Origin of the sequence: Streptomyces adelaidensis (assembly GCF_016598475.1) — a bacterium.
Taxonomy (GTDB): domain Bacteria; phylum Actinomycetota; class Actinomycetes; order Streptomycetales; family Streptomycetaceae; genus Streptomyces; species Streptomyces adelaidensis.
Genome location: NZ_JAEMUX010000069.1, coordinates 1 through 19,041, shown reverse-complemented (window position 1 = coordinate 19,041; position 19,041 = coordinate 1). Strand labels below are relative to the sequence as shown.

General features: G+C 70.6%; 14 protein-coding genes. 6 read left to right on the top strand and 8 right to left on the bottom strand.

Features of this window, described 5'->3' with window-relative positions:
- Positions 1 to 40: 40 nt before the first annotated feature.
- Positions 41 to 643, bottom strand: coding sequence for a hypothetical protein (locus tag I8N67_RS30670; RefSeq protein ID WP_200307496.1), 603 nt, complete (start codon positions 641 to 643; stop codon positions 41 to 43).
- Positions 644 to 853: 210 nt separating this feature from the next.
- Complete coding sequence (locus I8N67_RS30665) at positions 854 to 2,881, bottom strand: N-6 DNA methylase (RefSeq protein WP_200307495.1); 2,028 nt, start codon at positions 2,879 to 2,881, stop codon at positions 854 to 856.
- A 213-nt stretch (positions 2,882 to 3,094) separates the two neighbouring features.
- On the opposite strand from I8N67_RS30665, the gene I8N67_RS30660 reads away from it, so the two are divergent.
- Positions 3,095 to 3,487 (top strand): hypothetical protein, encoded by a 393-nt coding sequence (locus I8N67_RS30660; protein ID WP_200307494.1) that lies wholly within the window; start codon positions 3,095 to 3,097, stop codon positions 3,485 to 3,487.
- A gap of 57 nt (positions 3,488 to 3,544) precedes the next feature.
- The gene (locus I8N67_RS30655; protein ID WP_200307493.1) at positions 3,545 to 4,291 is read left to right on the top strand and encodes a hypothetical protein; all 747 of its coding nucleotides are present in this window, start codon (positions 3,545 to 3,547) and stop codon (positions 4,289 to 4,291) included.
- Between the two features lie 40 nt (positions 4,292 to 4,331).
- Here I8N67_RS30655 and I8N67_RS30650 read toward each other — a convergent pair whose 3' ends face one another.
- Positions 4,332 to 5,048 (bottom strand): HNH endonuclease family protein, encoded by a 717-nt coding sequence (locus tag I8N67_RS30650; RefSeq protein WP_200307492.1) that lies wholly within the window; start codon positions 5,046 to 5,048, stop codon positions 4,332 to 4,334.
- Between the two features lie 184 nt (positions 5,049 to 5,232).
- Positions 5,233 to 6,069, bottom strand: a complete 837-nt coding sequence (locus I8N67_RS30645) for an SCO6745 family protein (RefSeq protein WP_200307516.1) — start codon at positions 6,067 to 6,069, stop codon at positions 5,233 to 5,235.
- A gap of 237 nt (positions 6,070 to 6,306) precedes the next feature.
- On the opposite strand from I8N67_RS30645, the gene I8N67_RS30640 reads away from it, so the two are divergent.
- Entirely contained in the window at positions 6,307 to 6,936 is a 630-nt protein-coding gene (locus I8N67_RS30640; RefSeq protein ID WP_200307491.1) for a TetR/AcrR family transcriptional regulator, read from the top strand.
- Between the two features lie 35 nt (positions 6,937 to 6,971).
- Here I8N67_RS30640 and mfd read toward each other — a convergent pair whose 3' ends face one another.
- The gene (gene mfd, locus I8N67_RS30635) at positions 6,972 to 10,505 is read right to left on the bottom strand and encodes a transcription-repair coupling factor (RefSeq protein WP_200307490.1); all 3,534 of its coding nucleotides are present in this window, start codon (positions 10,503 to 10,505) and stop codon (positions 6,972 to 6,974) included.
- Between the two features lie 417 nt (positions 10,506 to 10,922).
- Between mfd and I8N67_RS30630 the strand changes: the two genes are divergently transcribed.
- Both I8N67_RS30630 and I8N67_RS30625 read left to right on the top strand, forming a co-directional pair.
- Positions 10,923 to 12,350: a DUF2079 domain-containing protein gene (locus I8N67_RS30630; RefSeq protein WP_200307489.1), complete on the top strand. Its 1,428-nt coding sequence runs from the start codon at positions 10,923 to 10,925 to the stop codon at positions 12,348 to 12,350.
- A gap of 153 nt (positions 12,351 to 12,503) precedes the next feature.
- The gene (locus I8N67_RS30625) at positions 12,504 to 13,061 is read left to right on the top strand and encodes a phospholipase A2 (protein ID WP_200307488.1); all 558 of its coding nucleotides are present in this window, start codon (positions 12,504 to 12,506) and stop codon (positions 13,059 to 13,061) included.
- 129 nt (positions 13,062 to 13,190) lie between these two features.
- On the opposite strand, the gene I8N67_RS30620 is transcribed toward I8N67_RS30625, so the two are convergent.
- A complete protein-coding gene (locus I8N67_RS30620) occupies positions 13,191 to 15,770 on the bottom strand; it encodes an ABC transporter permease (RefSeq protein ID WP_200307487.1) in 2,580 nt (859 codons plus the stop codon).
- Entirely contained in the window at positions 15,767 to 16,555 is a 789-nt protein-coding gene (locus I8N67_RS30615) for an ABC transporter ATP-binding protein (RefSeq protein WP_200307486.1), read from the bottom strand. The genes I8N67_RS30620 and I8N67_RS30615 overlap by 4 nt, the downstream gene beginning before the upstream one ends.
- Positions 16,556 to 16,981: 426 nt before the next feature.
- On the opposite strand from I8N67_RS30615, the gene I8N67_RS30610 reads away from it, so the two are divergent.
- The gene (locus tag I8N67_RS30610) at positions 16,982 to 18,478 is read left to right on the top strand and encodes an MFS transporter (protein ID WP_200307485.1); all 1,497 of its coding nucleotides are present in this window, start codon (positions 16,982 to 16,984) and stop codon (positions 18,476 to 18,478) included.
- Between the two features lie 67 nt (positions 18,479 to 18,545).
- Here the strand turns inward: I8N67_RS30610 and I8N67_RS30605 are convergent.
- A partial coding sequence (locus I8N67_RS30605) for a hypothetical protein (protein ID WP_234046557.1) occupies positions 18,546 to 19,041 on the bottom strand: 496 nt, incomplete at its 5' end.

Below are 19,041 nucleotides of genomic sequence, written 5' to 3'. Positions count from 1 at the left end.
CGGCCGGTGATCACACGTCCGCTCCCCTGGGCCACCGGTCTCACCGGTCTCCTTCATGCTTGCGGAGATAGTCGCTGAGCTCGTCGAGCTCGGCGCGCACCTGGTCTATTCGAGCCGGCCCGGGGCGCTGCGGCTCCGGCCCGGGCTGCGCCTGCCGCGGAGGCTGCGGCTGGACGGGCGGCTGCTGGACCGGCGGGGCGGGCGCGTAGGGCTGCGGGGCCTGGACCGGCGGGTAGCTGTATCCGCTCTGCTGGGAGTACACCGTGGGCTGGGCGTACGGCGTCGGCGGGACCGTCCGGGAGCGGCTGAAGTGGCGTATGTCCGCGGCCAGGTAGTACGCGACGATGGCGAACAGGCCGCCGAACAGCAGCGACATACCGACGTTGCCGCGCCAGGTGGTGAACTCCTCCTCGCCCGGGTCGGTGCCGATGATGTACAGCGTCACGATGATGTGGACCATCGCCAGGGCGAACAGCCACCAGTCGCGCGTCTTACGGGTCACCGAGGCGAGCCGCAGCATGCACGCCCAGGCGAGAACGCCACAGCTCATGACCGCGACCACCACGAAGATCACACGGAGTGTGACCTGGCCCCCTTGATCGGGGCCGGGGGGCGGTGTCGGCGCATAGCCGTGGCCGTGCATGGCTGCTCCTGATGGCCTGGTGAGAGCGGATGTGCGATGTCGTTCTGAGGGTATCGGTCGACCACGACATGGCGTCCAGGGTTGTGGACAACCGTTGCGGTACCGCAGTGCTGGTCACGCCGCCCGAGGCGGAGCGGTTCCGTCCGGTAGGCCTGATCGTAGAGGGAGTCCGGCCCATCGGGCCGGGCGGCCGCCCCTTGGCCGGCTCGCTCACTGCGGGGCGACCGTACCGTCCGTCAGTCCGTCGTACATGCCGCGTACGAGCCGTTCACCGAGGCGGCCGGCCTGGCGGAGGGCGTCCTCGAAGGCGGCGAGGGCGCGGAACCGTTCGCCGTAGCGGCGCTGCTGGTCCAGCGGGAGCCGGGGCAGTTGAAGGCGGCGCACGTCGAGGCGGGTCGCGGTGGAGGCGTAGCTGCTGGCCTGGCGGCTGTTGGCGGTGCCACGCAGGAAACCGGCGACGAACCACGCGTCGAGCGCGGCCGGATCGGGGCGCAGCAGCGTGAGGTTGCGGCCGAGGGCTGCGCCCGCTGTCTCCTCGTCGATCACCCGTGCGACACCGCCGCCGCCGAGAACCGGGACCACGACGTCGCCCGCCTCCACCAGCACGGGAACGTCGCCGGACTCCGGCAGGGTCCCCGACGGTGCCGTGCCGGCCAGGACGTCGTGATCGGTGAGCACGCGCGCGTACGGGCCGTTCCCGCCGGTACGCAGCAACAGGGCTCCCCCGCGCGCGAGTTCACCGACCGTGGTGAGCGGCCAGCGGGTGGGCGGCGCCTCGTCGGCGACCGGGGGTGTGAGGTCGGCGGTCAGGCGGAGGGTCTCGCCGAGGCGTTCGCGTACAGCGGCCAGTTCCTCGGCGCCGCCGCCCGCCGCCGCAGGCGGCAGATGCCGGGCGGGGGCCAGGTCCACGTCGTCGTCGAGCAGTTCGATGGCCGGCACCGAGCGGCTGAGCCCCGGCCGCTCGGCCACCTCGCCCGTCCGGTCGAAAGGCCGCCACGCGTCGAGCACCGCGGTCCGCACCGCCGCCCAGTCGAACCCGCTCCGCCCCTCGGCGCCGAGCCGCCCGGTGTCCACCAGCAGCAACTCGGGCCGCACGGCCGCCTTCCCGGGCCGCCGCAGCACCCACAGGTGCAGCGGGATGTTGTACGGGGGTGCCGCGCCGACCGGCAGAGCGATCACGGCACGCAGGGCGCCGCGGCGCAGCAGGTCGGCGCGGATACGGCGCCCCGAGCGGCGGCTCGCGGCGGCCGGCGGCATCAGCAGGACGGCGGTGCCGCCGTCCTCCAGGCGGGCCAGCGCGTGCTGCACCCAGGCGAGTTCGGACTCCGTACGGGCCGGGAAGCCGTACTCCCAGCGTGGGTCGTAGGCGAGTTCGTCGTGGCCCCAGTTGCGCTCGTTGAACGGCGGGTGGCACAGCACGGCCTCGGCCCTGAGGTGCTCGTACGCGTCCGCGCGGAGGCTGTCCCCCGGGGCGGTACGGACCGTGCCCTTGGTGCGCAGGGCGAGGCGGAGGGCGGTGAGGGCGGCCAGTTCTCGGGCGCTGTCCTGGCCGTACAGCTCCTGCCCGGGGCGGGCTGCGACGGCGCGCAGGAGGGCGCCGGTGCCGCAGGCCGGGTCGAGCACCGAGCGGGCGGTGCCGACGAGTTCGGCCATCAGCTCGGCGAGCTCGGCCGGGGTGAGCGTGTACTGGCGCGGGTTGGCGTCGAGGTGCCGGGCGAGCAGGAACTCGAAGGTCTGCCGTGCTCCCAGGTCGGCCGCGAGCTCGGTGGCGGCGCGCAGCAGCGGGATCGAGGGCAGGAGCTCGGCGGGCGTCGGCCGGGGCCCGGCCGGTTCGCCGGCCGGGCCGAAGCGCGGGGTGAGGACGTGCCCGAGCGGGTCGGACAGGAGCCGGGCCAGCTGCTCGTCGTCGGGGCAGGCGCTCAGCTCCAGCCAGGCCAGGGGGCGGTCGTGGAGGTGGAGCAGGGCGCAGCCCGCGTGCACCAGGGCGGTGACCGGGCCCTCGGGGTGGCCGGTGACCTGCTGCCAGACCCGCTCCTTCAGGGGCACCTCGGCGAGCTTGCCCTGCCTCCGCAGCCACTCCTCGACCTCGCCGAGCGCGAAGGCGGGGCTGGTCTCGGTGCCGCCGACCGGTTTGGGGAAGTCGACGTGCCGACGGCGCCAGTTGCTGACCGCGGCGCGGCCCACGCCCGCGAGCCGCGCGATCTCCGCGGCGGTGACCTCTGTCCCGTTGCTCTGCACGCGCCCGGCTCCCCTCGTACCTGGTGTGTGACGTCGAGCATACCGACGCACGCAAGATCTACCCCTTCACGCCGTGTACTCACCAAAACCCGTGAACCATGTTGACTCGGTTCACAAGCTCTGCTGTCATTGACCTATCGAACGACGGGCCGCCCGATCCGGGTGGTCACACGTCGGCTGCGCTGTCACACACTGGGAAAGGAGGCACCGGCCATGGGAATGAAAGCCCAGCTCGCAGTGAATGCGGCGGTCGGCCTCCTGGTCATCGGGGTGGTCTCGGCCAATGCCGGAAGCGGTGACCTCGCCGTGCAGGGCAGCGGTTCAGCCAGTCGCTTCAAGGCCTTTGTGAACAGTCACGGCACCTCCGCCGAGAGAACCGCCGTCTCCCATGTCACCGAGGTTCACAGGTCGGCCCCACCGGCTGGCCATACCGACTCCACCGAGGTCCACACCGACTTCACCGGCGGACCCCCGGGCGACGGCACCGGCCCCGCCCGGCTCATCTCGGCCGCGTTCGCCACCTTCGCCGACTGGAAGCACGACGAGCGAGGCCGCGTCACGGTCTACGACTCGGCGGGCGAACAGCTCGACACCCGCACGTACTGACGCCGCCGCTCACACCACCGCTCACCTCGCTCCACGAACTCCCAGGGGGGAATTCCCATGCGTCGCACCGCACTCACCGCTCTCTGCATCGCCGCCGCGGCCACCTTCTCGCTCACCGGCTGCCTGCCCGGCGAGGACAGGGCGAGCGAACCGAAGGGCCCGTTCGCCGGACTGACCGGCGGCGAGATCGCCGACAAGGCCGTGAAGGCCACCTCCGACGCCGACTCGCTCCGGATGAAGGGCGAGATGGAGGACGAGTCCGCCGGCGGCACGGTCAAGCTGGACATGGCCATGAACAAGAAGGGCGACTGCGCCGGCACCATCGGCATGGGCGCCGAGGGCAAGGCCGAGCTGATCAAGGTCGACGACACCATCTACATGAAGTACGACGAGGCTTTCCTGCGCGCCCAGTCCAAGGACTCCTCCAAGGAGGAGGCCGACATGGTCGTCGAGATGCTCGCCGGCAAGTGGACCAAGACGTCCGCCAAGGCTGAGGACTCCGAGGACATCGCCAGCTTCTGCGACCTCGACACCGTGCTCTCCGACTTCGAGGACGTGAACTCCGACGCCACCCGCGGCAAGACCACCGAGGTCGACGGCGCCCCCGCGATCCTGCTCGACGAGCGTGACGGCAAGGACCGCTACACCCTGTCCGTGGCCACCGAGGGCAAGCCGTATCTCCTGCGAGTCGTGAGCAAGTCCGCCGAGGAGCCCGGCGACATCACCTTCACCGACTACAACGAGCCCGTCCCGGCCAAGGCCCCCACGGGCAAGGTCATCGACCTGGACGAGGACTTCAGCTGACGCGCCCGGCGGCCGTCCCCGGGCCCGCGCCCGGGGACGCTCAGTCCGCGTGGAAGCGAGCCGGGGCCTTGGTCGGGTTGCCGCCGGTCGGGAGCTCCTGGTCGGGGCAGGTGGTCAGGACCCGCTTCATGGCGGACTGCTCGGCCGAGGTGACCCAGAGGCCGTACTTCTGCTTCACGGCCACCTGGGCGGCCACGTAGGTACAGCGGTACGTCTTGTTGGGCGGGAGCCAGGTGGCCGTGTCGCCGTCGCCCTTGCCCCGGTTGGTGCCCGCGTCGACCGCGAGGAGGTTGAGCGGGTCGTTGGCCAGGGCTATGCGTTTGCCGGCGTCCCACTTCTGGGCGCCCTTCTGCCAGGCGTCGGAGAGGGCCACGATGTGGTCTATGTCGATCTGGCTGCGGCCCCGTACATAGGTCACGTCCCCGCCGGTGTACGGGTCAGGGTCGAGCACACCGGAGGCCACCGTGCAGTCGCCGTCCTTGAACTTCAGCTCCTCCAGGTCGCGTTTGAGTATGTCGTCGCGGGTGTCACAGCTGTTGGAGTCCGTGTCGGCCCAGGGACTGCCGAACCTGTCGCGGTCGTAGCCGGTCTTGGGCGCCCGGCCCTTGACGGTCAACGCCTCCGCGGCGGCCAGGGCCGCGCCTCCCCCGCCGGGGTTCTCCTGCGGTCCGGCCGAGCCCTCCGTGTCCAGCTCGCAGCCGGTGACAGCGGCCAGTACCAGAGCGACGACTGCTGCCCCACCCCTCCAACGCGCCACGCGACACCCCTTTCATTTGTCTGTACTCTCGCCCGGTCCTGCGTGTGTTCCCCGTCTTCCCTGCTCAACACCGTAGCTGGCGCCAGGTATAGCCATACCGGCACTCAACGGGCATCGGGTGCACGCCGGGCGTATCTCCGGTGGTGAGTGGGTGAGCACGCGGAGGAGGCCTGTCAGGAGTCGTTCACACTTTTCCGATCCCCAGGGTCGTCTCCGACGGCAGGAGGCCGGAGCCGATGACGGCGACCCAGAACTCGCCCAGCAGGCCGGCGAGTCGGGCGGTGTCGTCGGCACCCAGCGATTGCCAGGGGGCGGCCGCCAGTCGGTCGGTGTGCAGCTCGACCTGCCGGCGCAGGCTCCGGCCGGCCTCCGTGGCCGTACCGTCCGGGTGCACCAGGCCGCATGCCGTGAGGCGGTCGCGGGCGGCGGTCCATTCCTCGGGGCGCCAGCCGCGGCTCCCGAAGCGTTCGACCGATGCCGCGCCCATGGCGGCGAAGGAGACCAGGGACTCGGCCGGGTCGAGGCCCGCGATCAGCAGGGCGGCGAGGTGGCCGTCACCGCGGTGTTCACGCAGGATCGTCGCGGCACGCCAGAGCTGGAGGTGGGCGGGCTCGGGCCAGGGCAGCTCGGTGTTGGCGGCGGCCAGGGGGCGGCCCGCGGTGTCGGCGAACCCGGCGGCGCGGCGGGCCAGGGAGGCGGCCTCGGCCAGTTCGGAGCTGTGCACACGGTCGCCGAATATCGCTCGGCAGGCCCGGTCGACCGCCCGGTCCCGCGCCGCCAGCACGGCCTCCGGCGTCGCGGTCCTCCAGGCCGGCTCGATGTGCTCGGCGACCATGCGGGGGCTGAAGCTGTAGAAGGCGGAGGCCGTCCGCTCGGCTCCGGCGGCACCCAACGGCGCCGCCCGGTACGGGAAGTAGCTCGGCCACCGCTCCGCTACGCCGTACCCCAGTGCGGCCGCTTCCTCGAAGGCCTCCGGCGCGTAGTAGAGGACGGCGTGCAGGGGCTCCAGCAGGTGCCACATGCGGCGCACTTCACTCAGCTCCACGCCCCCGTGTTCGGCTTCACCACCTGCCACCGCACCAGCCCCCAAGGCGCCCCCGGCGACCTTCCGCGTGACCTTCTCGGACATGGCACATCCCCCTTGCCGCTCTCCCCGGCCGTGCCGACCGGGCGCAAACTTGACACTGACTAGATTGCCTCGGCACCACAAACTTGTCAATGACTAGATTCGACGTTCCGCAGGGCATACGCTGTTGCCATGCCCCGCTCCACCACGTCCCAGCAGCAGCAGCCAGAACGACCCAAGGCGTCCGAGCGCCCCTACCACCACGGTGATCTACGCCGCGCGATCCTCCGCGCCGCGCTCGACGCCATCGCCGACGACGGCCCCTCCGCGCTGAGCCTGCGGGATCTGGCCCGCCGTGCGGGGGTCTCGCACGCGGCGCCGGCCCATCACTTCAAGGACCGAACGGGCCTGCTGACGGCGATAGCGGCGGAGGGGCACGCGCTGCTGGCGGCCGCGCTCGCGGAGGCCGGGGACCTGCGGGACGCGGGCGTGCGCTATGTCCGTTTCGCGCGCGAGCACCCGGCGCACTTCCAGGTGATGTTCCGGCCGGAGCTGCTCCGCGAGGGCGATCTCGAACTGACCACCGCCCGCGCCCTGTCCCGCGAGCAGCTGCGCACCGCCGTCACCACCGCGCGTCCCGAGACCCTCGACGCCGACCCCCGGCTGGCCGGCATCGCCGCCTGGTCCCTCTCCCACGGCTTCGCCACGCTGCTGCTCAGCGACAACCTGGACGCGGTCGTGGGCGACCAGGACCCCGAGGAGGTCTTCCGCACGGCCACGGAACTGCTGTTCCCGTCCGCGCCTCCGTCCCCCTCACCCTGACCCGTCCGGCCGTCCGGCCGCCCCCACCGCTACACCTACGACCCCAGAATCGAAGCCAGGAACTCCCCGGTCCACCCCAGCAGATCCCGCCCGAGCAGCGGCTTCCCGCCCACCTTCGCGGTCTTCGGGCGGGGCACCAGCACCTGATGGGCGGCCGGCTTGATGACCGTCCCCGGATACAGCCGCTTGAGACGCAGCTCCTGCGACTCCCTCAACTCCACCGGCGCGAAGCGGATATTGGTGCCCTGGAGGACGATCTCGCCGACACCGCAGGCACGGGCCAGCATGCGCAGCCCCGCCACAAGCAGCAGGTTCTCGACCGGCTCCGGGAGCTTGCCGTAGCGGTCGACGAGTTCCTCGCGTACGGCGGTGATGTCGGCCTCGCTGTTCACGGAGGCGATGGCGCGGTACGCCTGGAGCCTCAGCCGCTCGCCGGGCGCGTAGTCGTGCGGGACGTGCGCGTCGACCGGCAGTTCGATCTTGACGTCGAGGGGTGCCTCCTCCTCGATCTCGCCGGTCTCCAGCTGCCGCCGGTAGTCCGCGACGGCCTCGCCGACCATGCGGACGTAGAGGTCGAAGCCGACGCCCGCGATGTGGCCGGACTGTTCGCCGCCCAGCAGATTGCCCGCGCCCCGGATCTCCAGGTCCTTCATCGCCACGTACATGCCCGCGCCCATCTCCGTGTGCTGGGCGATGGTCGCGAGGCGTTCGTGGGCGGTCTCCGTCAGGGGCTTCTCGGGCGGGTAGAGGAAGTACGAGTAGCCGCGTTCGCGGCCTCGGCCGACCCGGCCGCGCAGCTGGTGCAGCTGGGAGAGGCCGAAGGTGTCGCCCCGCTCCACGATCAGCGTGTTCGCGTTGGAGATGTCGATGCCCGATTCCACGATCGTCGTGGATACGAGCACGTCGAACTTCTTCTCCCAGAAGTCGACGACGACCTGTTCCAGGGCCTGTTCCGACATCTGGCCGTGGGCGGTCGCGATGCGTGCCTCGGGGACGATCTCGCGGAGTCGGGCCGCCGCGCGGTCGATGGATTCCACCCGGTTGTGGATGTAGAAGACCTGGCCCTCGCGCAGCAGTTCGCGGCGGATGGCCGCGCCGATCTGCTTCTCCTCGTAGGGGCCGACGAAGGTGAGCACCGGGTGGCGCTCCTCCGGCGGGGTGGTGATCGTCGACATCTCGCGGATGCCCGTGACGGCCATCTCCAGCGTTCTCGGAATCGGCGTCGCGGACATCGTCAGCACGTCGACGTTGGCGCGGAGCTTCTTCAGCTGCTCCTTGTGCTCGACGCCGAAGCGCTGTTCCTCGTCGACGACGACCAGGCCGAGGTCCTTGAACTTGGTCTCGGAGGAGAACAGGCGGTGGGTGCCGATGACGATGTCCACCGAGCCCTCCCGCAGCCCTTCGAGGGTCGCCTTCGCCTCGGTGTCCGACTGGAAGCGGGACAGGGCCCGGACGTTCACCGGGAACTGCGAGTACCGCTCGCTGAACGTGCCGAAGTGCTGCTGCACCAGCAGGGTCGTGGGGACCAGGACCGCCACCTGCTTGCCGTCCTGCACGGCCTTGAAGGCGGCCCGGACCGCGATCTCCGTCTTGCCGTAGCCGACGTCGCCGCAGATCAGGCGGTCCATGGGGACCGTCTTCTCCATGTCCTCCTTGACCTCGGCGATGGTGGTCAGCTGGTCGGGCGTCTCGGCGTACGGGAAGGCGTCCTCCAGCTCCCGCTGCCAGGGGGTGTCCGAACCGAACGCGTGACCGGGCGCCGCCATCCGGGCCGAGTACAGCCGGATCAGGTCGGCGGCGATCTCCTTGACGGCCTTCTTCGCGCGGGCCTTGGTCTTGGTCCAGTCGGCGCCGCCGAGGCGGTGCAGGGTGGGGGCCTCGCCACCGACGTACTTGGTGATCTGTTCCAGCTGGTCGGTGGGGATGTAGAGGCGGTCGCCGGGCTGGCCGCGCTTGGCGGGGGCGTACTCGACGACCAGGTACTCGCGGGTCGCGCCCTGCACGGTCCGCTGGACCATCTCGATGTAGCGGCCGACGCCGTGCTGCTCGTGGACGATGTAGTCGCCCTGTTCGAGGGTGAGCGGGTCGATGGTCTTGCGGCGGCGGGCCGGCATCCGGGCGCCGTCCTTGCCGGCCGCCTTCTGGCCGGTGAGGTCGGTCTCGGTGAGGACCGCAAGCTTCAGGACGGGGTCGATGAAGCCGAAGTCGATCGAGCCGCACGCCACATGCACGACCGACGGGGAGATCTCCCCCAGGTCGGCGGCCAGCCTGGCCGCGACGCCCTCACTTCCGAGGACCTCGACCGTGCGGGCGGCCGGGCCGTGGGCCTCGGTCACGAACACGGTGCGCCAGCCGTCGGCGAGCCAGCCCTTGGTGTCGGCGAGCGCCTTCGCGGTGTCGCCCCGGTAGGTCTCGGGGGCGTGCATGCCGAGCTTGAGGGTGTCCGCGTCGAGCTCTTCGTCGGCGGCGAACGGGGAGACCGACCACCACATCATGTCCAGCTCGCGGGCCCGGTCGCGGACGTCCGCGATGGACCGCAGGGAGGCCGCGCCGACGTCGATGGGTGCCTCGCCGCCACCGGCGGTGGCCGCCCAGGAGGCGTGCAGGAACTCCTGCGACGTGGCCACCAGGTCCGCCGCCCGCGTGCGCACCCGCTCCGGGTCGCACACGACGGCCATGGAGCCCTTCGGCAGCACGTCGATCAGCAGTTCCATGTCGTCGACGAGGACCGGAGCGAGGGATTCCATCCCTTCGACCGCGATGCCTTCGGCGATCTTGTTGAGCAGTTCACCCAGCTCCGGGTGGCGTTCGGCGAGGGCACGCGCGCGGTCGCGTACGTCGTCGGTGAGGAGGAGTTCGCGGCAGGGCGGGGCCCACAGGCCGTGCTCGGCGACTTCGAGGGAGCGCTGGTCGGCGACCTTGAAGTACCGGATCTCCTCGACGTCGTCGCCCCAGAACTCCACCCGCAGGGGGTGCTCCTCGGTCGGCGGGAAGACGTCCAGGATGCCGCCGCGTACGGCGAACTCGCCGCGCTTCTCGACCAGTTCCACCCGGGAGTACGCGGCCGCCGCCAGAGCCTCGATCGTACGGTTCAGATCGGCCGTCTCGCCCGTGCGCAGGGCGACCGGTTCCAGCTCGCCGAGGCCCTTGACCTGGGGCTGGAGGACGGATCGGACCGGGGCGACGACCACCGAGACCGGGCCCGTCTCCGGGTCGTCGGGGCGGGGGTGGGTCAGGCGGCGCAGTACGGCGAGGCGGCGGCCGACGGTGTCGCTGCGCGGGCTGAGGCGCTCGTGCGGGAGCGTCTCCCACGCCGGGTACTCCACGACGCCGTCCGGGGGGAGCAGCGAGCGCAGGGCCGCGGCCAGGTCCTCGGCCTCGCGGCCCGTCGCCGTCACGGCGAGTACGGGGCGGCCGGCGTCGCGGGCGAGTGCGGCGACCGCGAAGGGGCGGGCCGCCGGAGGGCCCACCAGGTCGATGTGGGTGCGGTGGCCGTCGGCCGCCGCCCTGATCGCTTCCGCGAGGGGGGCGTCCTTGACTACGGCGTCTAGCAGACCGTGGAGGCTCATGAAGGGCGGTTCCCGTCCGGGGTGAGCGAGTGGGGTGGTTGAGGGGGTGGGGTGCAGGCGGGGGCAACACGAATGCCCGACCTCGTGTTACGGGCCGGGGGTGTCCAGGGTACGACGGCGGTGGGGGTGGTGCGGGGGCTGTGGATAAGTGTGGGTGCGCCTGGGAGGGTGTCGCCCCCGCCGCCCCTACCCGTCCCATCCACGTCCCATCCTCCAGGGGCTGTGCCCCTTCGACCCCCATCAGCGCCTTACGGCTCGGGGGGTTCTGTGCGTTGGCGGGTGCGGGTGCGGGTGCTTCGTGGTTGATCGCGCAGTTCCCCGCGCCCCTGAAAGCAGGGGCTTCGCCCTGCTTCTCAGGCGTGCCGCCTAACCTGACTAGCACCCGCCGCCCCTGCCCCTACCCGAACGCGAGTGTCAATGCCCCCCACCGCCCCGACCCCTGTCATACCGGCGCCGGTCGCGGCCGTAGGACCGTCCCCCGCCCGTGACCGGCGCTTCCTTGCCGAGCGGGGTGACCCTTATCTGGTCGGGGTCGGGCTGTTCCTGGCGTACGCGGTGGTGTCGGTCGGGCGGTATCGGCGGATGGGGAACCGGTCGTGGGATCTGGGGATCTTCGAGCAGGCGATACGGGCGTACGCGCAGCTGAGGGCTCCGATCACTGATCTGAAGGGGCCGGGGTACAACGTTCTCGGGGACCACTTCAGCCCGGTCTCCGCGCTGTTGGCGCCGTTCTACCGGATGTTCCCCTCGCCGGTGACGCTGCTGGTGGCGCAGGCGGCGCTGCTGGCGTTGTCGGCGGTGCCGGTGACCCGCGTGGCGGCGCGGATGCTGGGGCGCGCGCGGGGGCTCGCGCTCGGGGTGGCATACGGGCTGTCGTGGGGGCTGCAGAACGCGGTGGACTTCGACTTCCACGAGATCTGTTTCGCGGTGCCGCTCATCGCCTTCGCCCTGGAGGCGCTGCTCACACACCGGTGGCGCGCGGCGCTGCTCTGGCTGCTCCCGCTGGTGCTGGTCAAGGAGGACCAGGGGCTGACGATGGCGGTGATCGCGGTCGTCGTGGCGATACGGGCCCGGCGGCACGGTTCGCCCCGGGCGGTGCCGTACGCCCTCGCGGTCGCGTCGTTCGGGGCGGTCGCCACGCTGCTCACCTTCACCATGATCATCCCGGCGTTCAACACCGGCGGCGCCTCCGACTACCTGACCAAGGTCGGCGGCGCCGGCCCCTTCGACGGCGCGGACGTCAAGGTCCGCACCCTGCTGTGGCTGCTGATCCCGACCAGCGGTCTGCTGGCCCTGCGCTCGCCGCTGCTGCTCGCCGTCCTGCCCACCCTGGCCTGGCGGTTCGTCTCCTCGGACCACCACTACTGGGGCACGGACTTCCACTACAGCGCCGTACTGATGCCGATCGTCACGCTCGCCCTCGTCGACGCGCTCCCCGCCGCCCGCCGCAGCCCGCGCGCGTGGCTGCGCTCGTACGCCTTCCATCTGCCCGCCGCCGTCACCGCGGCGGCGCTCGCGCTGACGACCGCGCTGCCCGTGGGCACCCTGACCGAGGCCGACGCCTACCGCGTCCCGGCCCGCGTGAAGGCCGTCGAGAAGTTGCTGGACACCATCCCCGACGGCGCCACCGTCGAGTCCAACGTCGGCCCCATCAGCCGCCTCACCTCCCGCTGCCGCGTCTTCTGGATCGGCCGCGCCAAGGGCATCGCCCCCGACTACATCGTCTTCAACAACACCTCGCACTGGGTGAAGGACGCCCCCGGGTACGCCCGTCAGCTGCATCCGCGTGAGCGGTACGAGTTGCGGGGCGTCATCCAGGGGTACGTGCTGCTGAGACGCGTCTGATCGCCGGCCTTCCCGAGATTACGGGACCCGGAATTCGGAATATGGAATATGGAATTCCGACTCGATACTGCACCAAAGGACAATAGCCCACCCCTACGCGAACGTGGCACGGTTGCACCGCTTCCAGCAGCCGAGAAGAAAAGGAAAGAAGCCTTGACCACGTTACGCAGAGCAATTCCCGGTGCCGCCCTTTCGGGAATTATCCTTCTCACCGGTGCCGCCCCCGCGCTGGCCGGTCCCGCCGCCTCGGACGGCACGGTGTCCACGCAGGCGGCCGCCGCCGTGACCAAGGCACAGAAGCTCTCGAAGCTGAAGACCATGACGGGGAACTCGGAGGCCTCCCAGAACAACTGGTTCGCGGGGCTCGGTCAGTACCGGCAGAACAAGCAGGCGATCAAGAAGTACGGCTTCAACTGGGCGACCGACGGCTGCTCCAAGGCGCCGGAGAAAATCGCCGGCGGGTACGACTTCACATTCCCCTGCCACCGGCACGACTTCGGGTACCGCAACTACAAGAAGATCGCGGGCCTGACCGCGTTCAAGCGGGACCACAAACTCCGGATCGACAAGGCGTTCCTCGGCGACATGAACCGGGCCTGCGGCAAGAAGTTCTGGTCCGACCCGCTGACGCCGGCCGGGCGCAAGAAGGCCAAGGCGGCCTGCCTGAAGACGGCGAAGAAGTACTACTCGGCCGTCCGCTCCGTCGGCTGACAGAGCCGACAGAACCGATAGGGCTAATAGGACTGATAGGGCGATAGAGCCGATAGAGCCGACAAAGACGTCCGGCGGGGCGTGGGATCACTCCCCACGCCCCGCCGGTCCCCCGCACCGTCGCGCCCGCTACTCCGTGGCGATCGCGTTGAGCACGTTCATCCGGCCCGCCCTGAACGCGGGGATCAGTGCCGCGAACAGTCCCACGAAGGCCGAGCCGAGGAAGACCCCGGTGATCGTCGGCCAGGGGATGTCGAGGATCTTCAGGCCCTCCAGGGCGAGAAGCTGCTGGGCGGTGGCGCCCCAGCCCATGCCCAGGCCCAGGCCGAGCAGCGCGCCGAACAGCGCGATGACGACCGACTCCAGGCGGATCATGCGGCGCAGCTGCCGCCGCGAGAGGCCGATCGCCCGCATCAGGCCGATCTCCCTGGTCCGCTCGACGACCGACAGGGCCAGGGTGTTCACGACCCCCAGGATCGCGACGATGATCGCGAGGGCGAGCAGGCCGTAGATCATGTTGAGGAGCTGGTCGATCTGGCCCTTCAGCGCTTCCTTGTAGTCGGTCTGGTCGCGAACCTTGTACTGCGGGTAGTCGTGCAGCGCGTCCTTGAGGGACTGGTACGCGGCCGTCTCCTGGCCTTCCTTCGCCGAGGCGAAGAGGAGCTGGTCGAGGGGCATCTTGTCGGCGGGGACGTACTTGGCCATCGTGTCGATGGACGTGTACATGGCCCCGGCATCGATGACGACGTCGCTGCTGGTGATCGCCCGGACGGTCAGGTCGCCCGTGGAGCCGTCCTCGAAGTCGACGGCGATCTTGGAGCCGAGTTCGATGTCGTGGTCCTCGGCGAACTTCTCGTGGACGGACATCGAGTCGAGGCGGTAGGCGTCCGCCAGCTCGCCGGCGACGGTCTCGGTGGCGAGGTCGGTGGCGTAGCCCGGGTCGGCGGCGGTGATCGCCGTCTTCTCCAGCTTCTCGCCGTCGGGGGTGGTGAAGTCGGCCTGGGTCCACTTGTACTCGGTCAGGCTCGTCACTCCCTCGGCCGACTTCGCGGCCTCGACCGCCGCCGGGGTGACCAGCTCGCCCCGGTCGCTCTGGATGATGAAGTCCGCGCCGACCGTCTTGTCGAGCTGTTCCGTGGCCGAGGCGACCAGGGAGGAGCCGACCACCGACAGACAGGCGACCAGGGCGAGACCGATCATCAGGGCGGCGCCGGTGGCTCCCGTACGGCGAGGGTTGCGCAATGCGTTGCGCTCGGCCATCCGCCCGACCGGGCCGAAGGCCCGCAGGACGACCGTGCCGAGCGCCCGCACCACGGCGCCGGCCAGCAGCGGGCCGATGACGACGAAGCCGATGAGGGACAGGACGACTCCGCCGCCGAGCCACAGCGAGCCCTCGCTCGCCTTGTCGGCGGCGGACGCCAGGTACAGGCAGTAGCCGCCGACGCCGGTCAGGAGCAGGCCGAGCCCGGCCCGTACGGCTCCGGCCTTGGCGTCCAGCGGGGCGCCGGCGTCGCGCAGGGCGGCCATCGGAGAGACCTTGCCGGCGCGTCGGGCGGGCACGTACGCGGCGAGGACGGTGACGACGACGCCGAGGAACAGACCGACCGCCGGGGTGGTCCAGGCGACGGTGAGGTCGTCGGTGGAGAGGTTCATGCCGGTGGCGCCCATGAGCTTCATCAGGCCGATGGCGAGGCCCACACCGGCGCCCACGCCGAGGACCGAGCCGAAGAAGCCGAGCAGCAGCGCCTCGACGAGCACCGACCGGTTGACCTGGCCGCGGCTGGAGCCGATGGCCCGCAGCAGGCCGATCTCCCGGGTGCGCTGGGCGACCAGCATCGAGAAGGTGTTGATGATCAGGAAGATGCCGACGAGGAAGGCGATCCCGGCGAAGCCGAGCATGGCGTACTTCATCACCCCCATGAACTCGCCGACGTCCTTGGCGTTGGCGTCCGCGACCTCCTTGGCGGTCTGCACCTGGTAGGCACCGCCCAGTTCCGCGGCGACGTTCTTCTTCACCTGCGCGTCGGTGAAGCCGGTGGCGGCGGTGATATTGACGTTGGTGTACACGCCGGACTCGCCGACGAGGGCCTTCTGGGCGGTCGCGGTGTCCAGGTAGAAGATCGCGGCACCGGGGTTGGTGACGGTGAAGTCGGCGATGCCGGAGATCTTCGCCCGGTGTGTGCCGACCACCGAGATCACGCCGATCTCGTCGCCGAGCTTCAGGTCGTGCTTGTCGGCGGTGTCCGCGTCGATCATGATCTGGTCCGGTCCGCGCGGGGCGTTCCCGGAGGCGATCTTCATGGTGCGGGCGTCGTTGGCGTTCCAGTTGCCGACGATGGTCGGGGCGCCGCTGGTGGGCGAGAGGCTGTCCTTGTCGGCGTCGACGACCGTCACCGAGGTGGAGAAGACGGTGCCCTCGGCCGACTTCACGCCGTCCGCGCCGCCCACCTTGTCGACGACGGACGCGGGTATGACCGGCGGCTTGCCGTTGCCGGACCGCGTCTCACCGGTGTCCGAGGCGCTCTTGGCGCTGACCGTGACGTCGGAGGCGGTGGCCGCGAACAGCTTGTCGAACGTCGTGCTCATCGTGTCGGTGAAGACCAGGGTCCCCGTCACGAAGGCCACCGACAGAATGACCGCGATGGCCGACAGGGCCATCCGTCCCTTGTGCGCGAAGACATTGCGCATGGAGGTCTTCATGACGCTCATGACGTACGCCCCCGCGCGTCGAAGTCCTTCATGCGGTCGAGGACCGTCTCCGCGGTCGGCTTGTACATCTCGTCGACGATGCGGCCGTCGGCCAGGTACAGCACACGGTCCGCGTACGAGGCGGCCACGGGGTCGTGGGTGACCATGACGATGGTCTGGCCCAGTTCCTCGACCGACGTGCGCAGGAAGCCCAGCACCTCGGCGCCGGCCCGTGAGTCGAGGTTTCCGGTCGGCTCGTCACCGAAGATGATCTCCGGCCGGGCGGCGAGCGCCCGGGCCACGGCGACGCGCTGCTGCTGGCCGCCGGAGAGCTGGGTCGGCCGGTGCTTGAGCCGGTCGCTCAGCCCGACGGTGTCGACGACCCGCCCCAGCCACTCCTTGTCGGGCTTCCGCCCGGCGATGTCCATGGGCAGGGTGATGTTCTCCATCGCGTTCAGCGTGGGCAGCAGGTTGAACGCCTGGAAGATGAACCCGACCCGGTCCCGGCGCAGTTGGGTGAGCTTCTTGTCCTTCAGCCCGGTGATCTCGGTCTCGTCGAGATAGATCTGACCCGACGTCACCGTGTCGAGCCCGGCGAGGCAGTGCATGAGAGTGGACTTGCCGGAACCCGAGGGACCCATGATCGCGGTGAACTGCCCCCGCGCGATGTCCACATCCACCTCGTCGAGCGCGACGACGCGGGTCTCCCCGGACCCGTACGCCTTCACGACCTGCCGCGCCCGCGCGGCAACGGCCGTAGTCCCTCCAGTACCCCCGTGCCTGGTGATGGTCACAGCCGATGTCACGGTATTTCTCCTATGTCGGTCAGTCAGTTGGCCGTACGAAGTGATGTCGCGGTGCGGTGCTGCGAAGTGGGTGCCGAGTCGTGCGAATCGGCGTGCCTTGAGTCTGGTCGCGGCGGGGGGTCCGGCGCGCTGGTGCTCAGCGCAGTCTTCCGCTGGGGAAAACCCCACCCCCGCCGCTCCTGTACACCGCCCCCCCAGCGGCATAAAGCCAGGTTAAGGACGCGGGGTGGCCCGTCTCGTCCTCCGACGGTACGAACCCTCCCCGAGCCGTAGTACGGAGGTACCCCTAAGGGATGTCGGCCCGGAGGAGGAGACGGCCTCGGGGTTCGGTCCGCCTTCCGATGCCGCCGGGCCGCACCCTGCCGTGACGTGAGGGCCGAGTGGGAAGCTGGTCCCCGGCAGATAGATGCAGGGGGAAGGAATCCGGTGGGCGATACGCGGCCAGCCATACGCGAGACGGCACAGCGCACCGGAACCGACCGACGGGGGCCGGTCGTCGCCGCCCTCATGCTGGCCATGGGGCTGGCCGCGATGGACTCCACGATCGTCTCGACCGCCGTACCGCAGATCGTCGCCGACCTCGGCGGCTTCTCCGTCTTCTCCTGGCTGTTCTCCGGCTATCTGCTGGCCGTGACCGTCACCCTCCCGGTCTACGGCAAGCTCTCCGACACCTTCGGCCGCAAACCGGTGCTCATCGCGGGCGCGGCCCTGTTCCTGCTGGGCTCGCTGCTCTGCGCGGTGGCGTGGAACATGGGTTCGCTGATCGCCTTCCGTGTCGTCCAGGGGCTGGGCGGTGGGGCGTTGCAGGGCACGGTGCAGACTCTGGCCGCGGATCTCTATCCTCTGAAGGAGCGCCCGAAGATCCAGTCCAAGCTGTCCACGGTGTGGGCGGTGTCGGCGGTGGTGGGCCCCGGCGTGGGCGGGGTGCTGGCCACGTACGCGGACTGGCGGTGGATCTTCCTCATCAACCTCCCGCTCGGCGCGGCGGCGCTGTGGCTGCTGGCCCGTCATCTGCACGAGCCCCGGCGGGAGCCGGCGGGCCGGCCGCGTATCGACTGGGCCGGCGCCCTGACGGTCTTCGCCTGCGGGGGTGCCCTGCTGACGGCGCTGGTGCAGGGCGGGGTGGCGTGGGCCTGGCTGTCCTGGCCCTCACTGACCCTGCTGGGCACGGGAGTCGCCCTCATCGCACTGCTGGTGCTGATCGAACGCCGGGCCGCCGAGCCGATCATTCCCGGCTGGGTGTGGCGCCGCCGCACGATCGCGGCGGTGAATCTGGCGCTGGGGGCGCTGGGGCTGCTGATGGTGGCGCCCACGGTCTTCCTCGCGACGTACGCCCAGTCGGTGCTGGGGCTGGCGCCGGTGGCCGCCGGTTTCGTCGTCTCAGTCTGGACGCTGAGCTGGCCGGTGTCGGCGGCCCTCAGCCAGCACGTCTACCGCAGGATCGGGTTCCGCGACACGGCGGTCCTGGGCATCGGGGCAGCGGCGGCGATCCTCTTCGCCTTCCCCTTCCTCCCCTATCCCGGCGAGGCCTGGCAGCCGACCCTGCTGATGCTGCTGCTGGGCGCGGCCCTCGGCCTCTTCCAACTCCCCCTGATCATCGGCGTCCAGTCGACGGTGGAATGGGAGGAGCGCGGCACGGCCACCGCGTCCATCCTCTTCTGCCGCCAGACCGGCCAGACCCTGGGCGCGGCGATGTTCGGCGCGGTCGCCAACGGGGTGCTCGCCGCGCGGCTCGGCGGCGCGGGCGACCTCGACCACGTGACCAGCGCCCTCGACTCGGGCACCACCGCCGAGCCCGTCCGCCGGGCCGTCGCGGACGCGGTCCACGCCGTGTACCTGGGGGCGGCGTTCGCGGCGGTGGTGGCGTTCCTGGTGCTGCTGGTGGTGGCGCCGCGCAGGTTTCCGGTGCTCAAGGAGCGCTGATCCCCCCAACGGGAATTCGGCGGCACCCCGTCTTTCCGGGGCACCGCCGAATCCCGTCACCGAACGCTCAGAACGGCCGCCACTGTTCGCTGCGCCAGGTCCTGAACGGCTCCAGCTGAGCGATTTCCGAGGACGCGGCCGCCAGACCGGCGGAGAACCCGGAGGCCAGCTCCGTCAGCATGCTCTCCAGCCTGGCGGACTCGACGTACTCGACCTCCGGGGACGGTTTCCAGGAGGTCCTGGAGCTGCATCGGACGAGGTACCGCCCCTCCCGACGCTCGAAGGTGACGGTCCGCTCCACCCCCTGCGAGTAGAAGTCGACCTCGCCGCGTCCCTCCGCCCCCAGCCCGGTGAGCAGATCCGGGATTTGCTCCATCAGCGTCGACATGTCGTACGACACGTCGAAACCCCAGTCGTCGCTGCCGAACCCCGCGATACGGAATCCGCAGCCGGTCTCCGACAGGATCGTGCAGCCCCGCATCACGAGGTATTCGTAATCGTCCACATCCTCCAGGGGCTCGGAAGCCGCAGCCGAAGCGGCGGCCTCCGGGGGACACGACAGA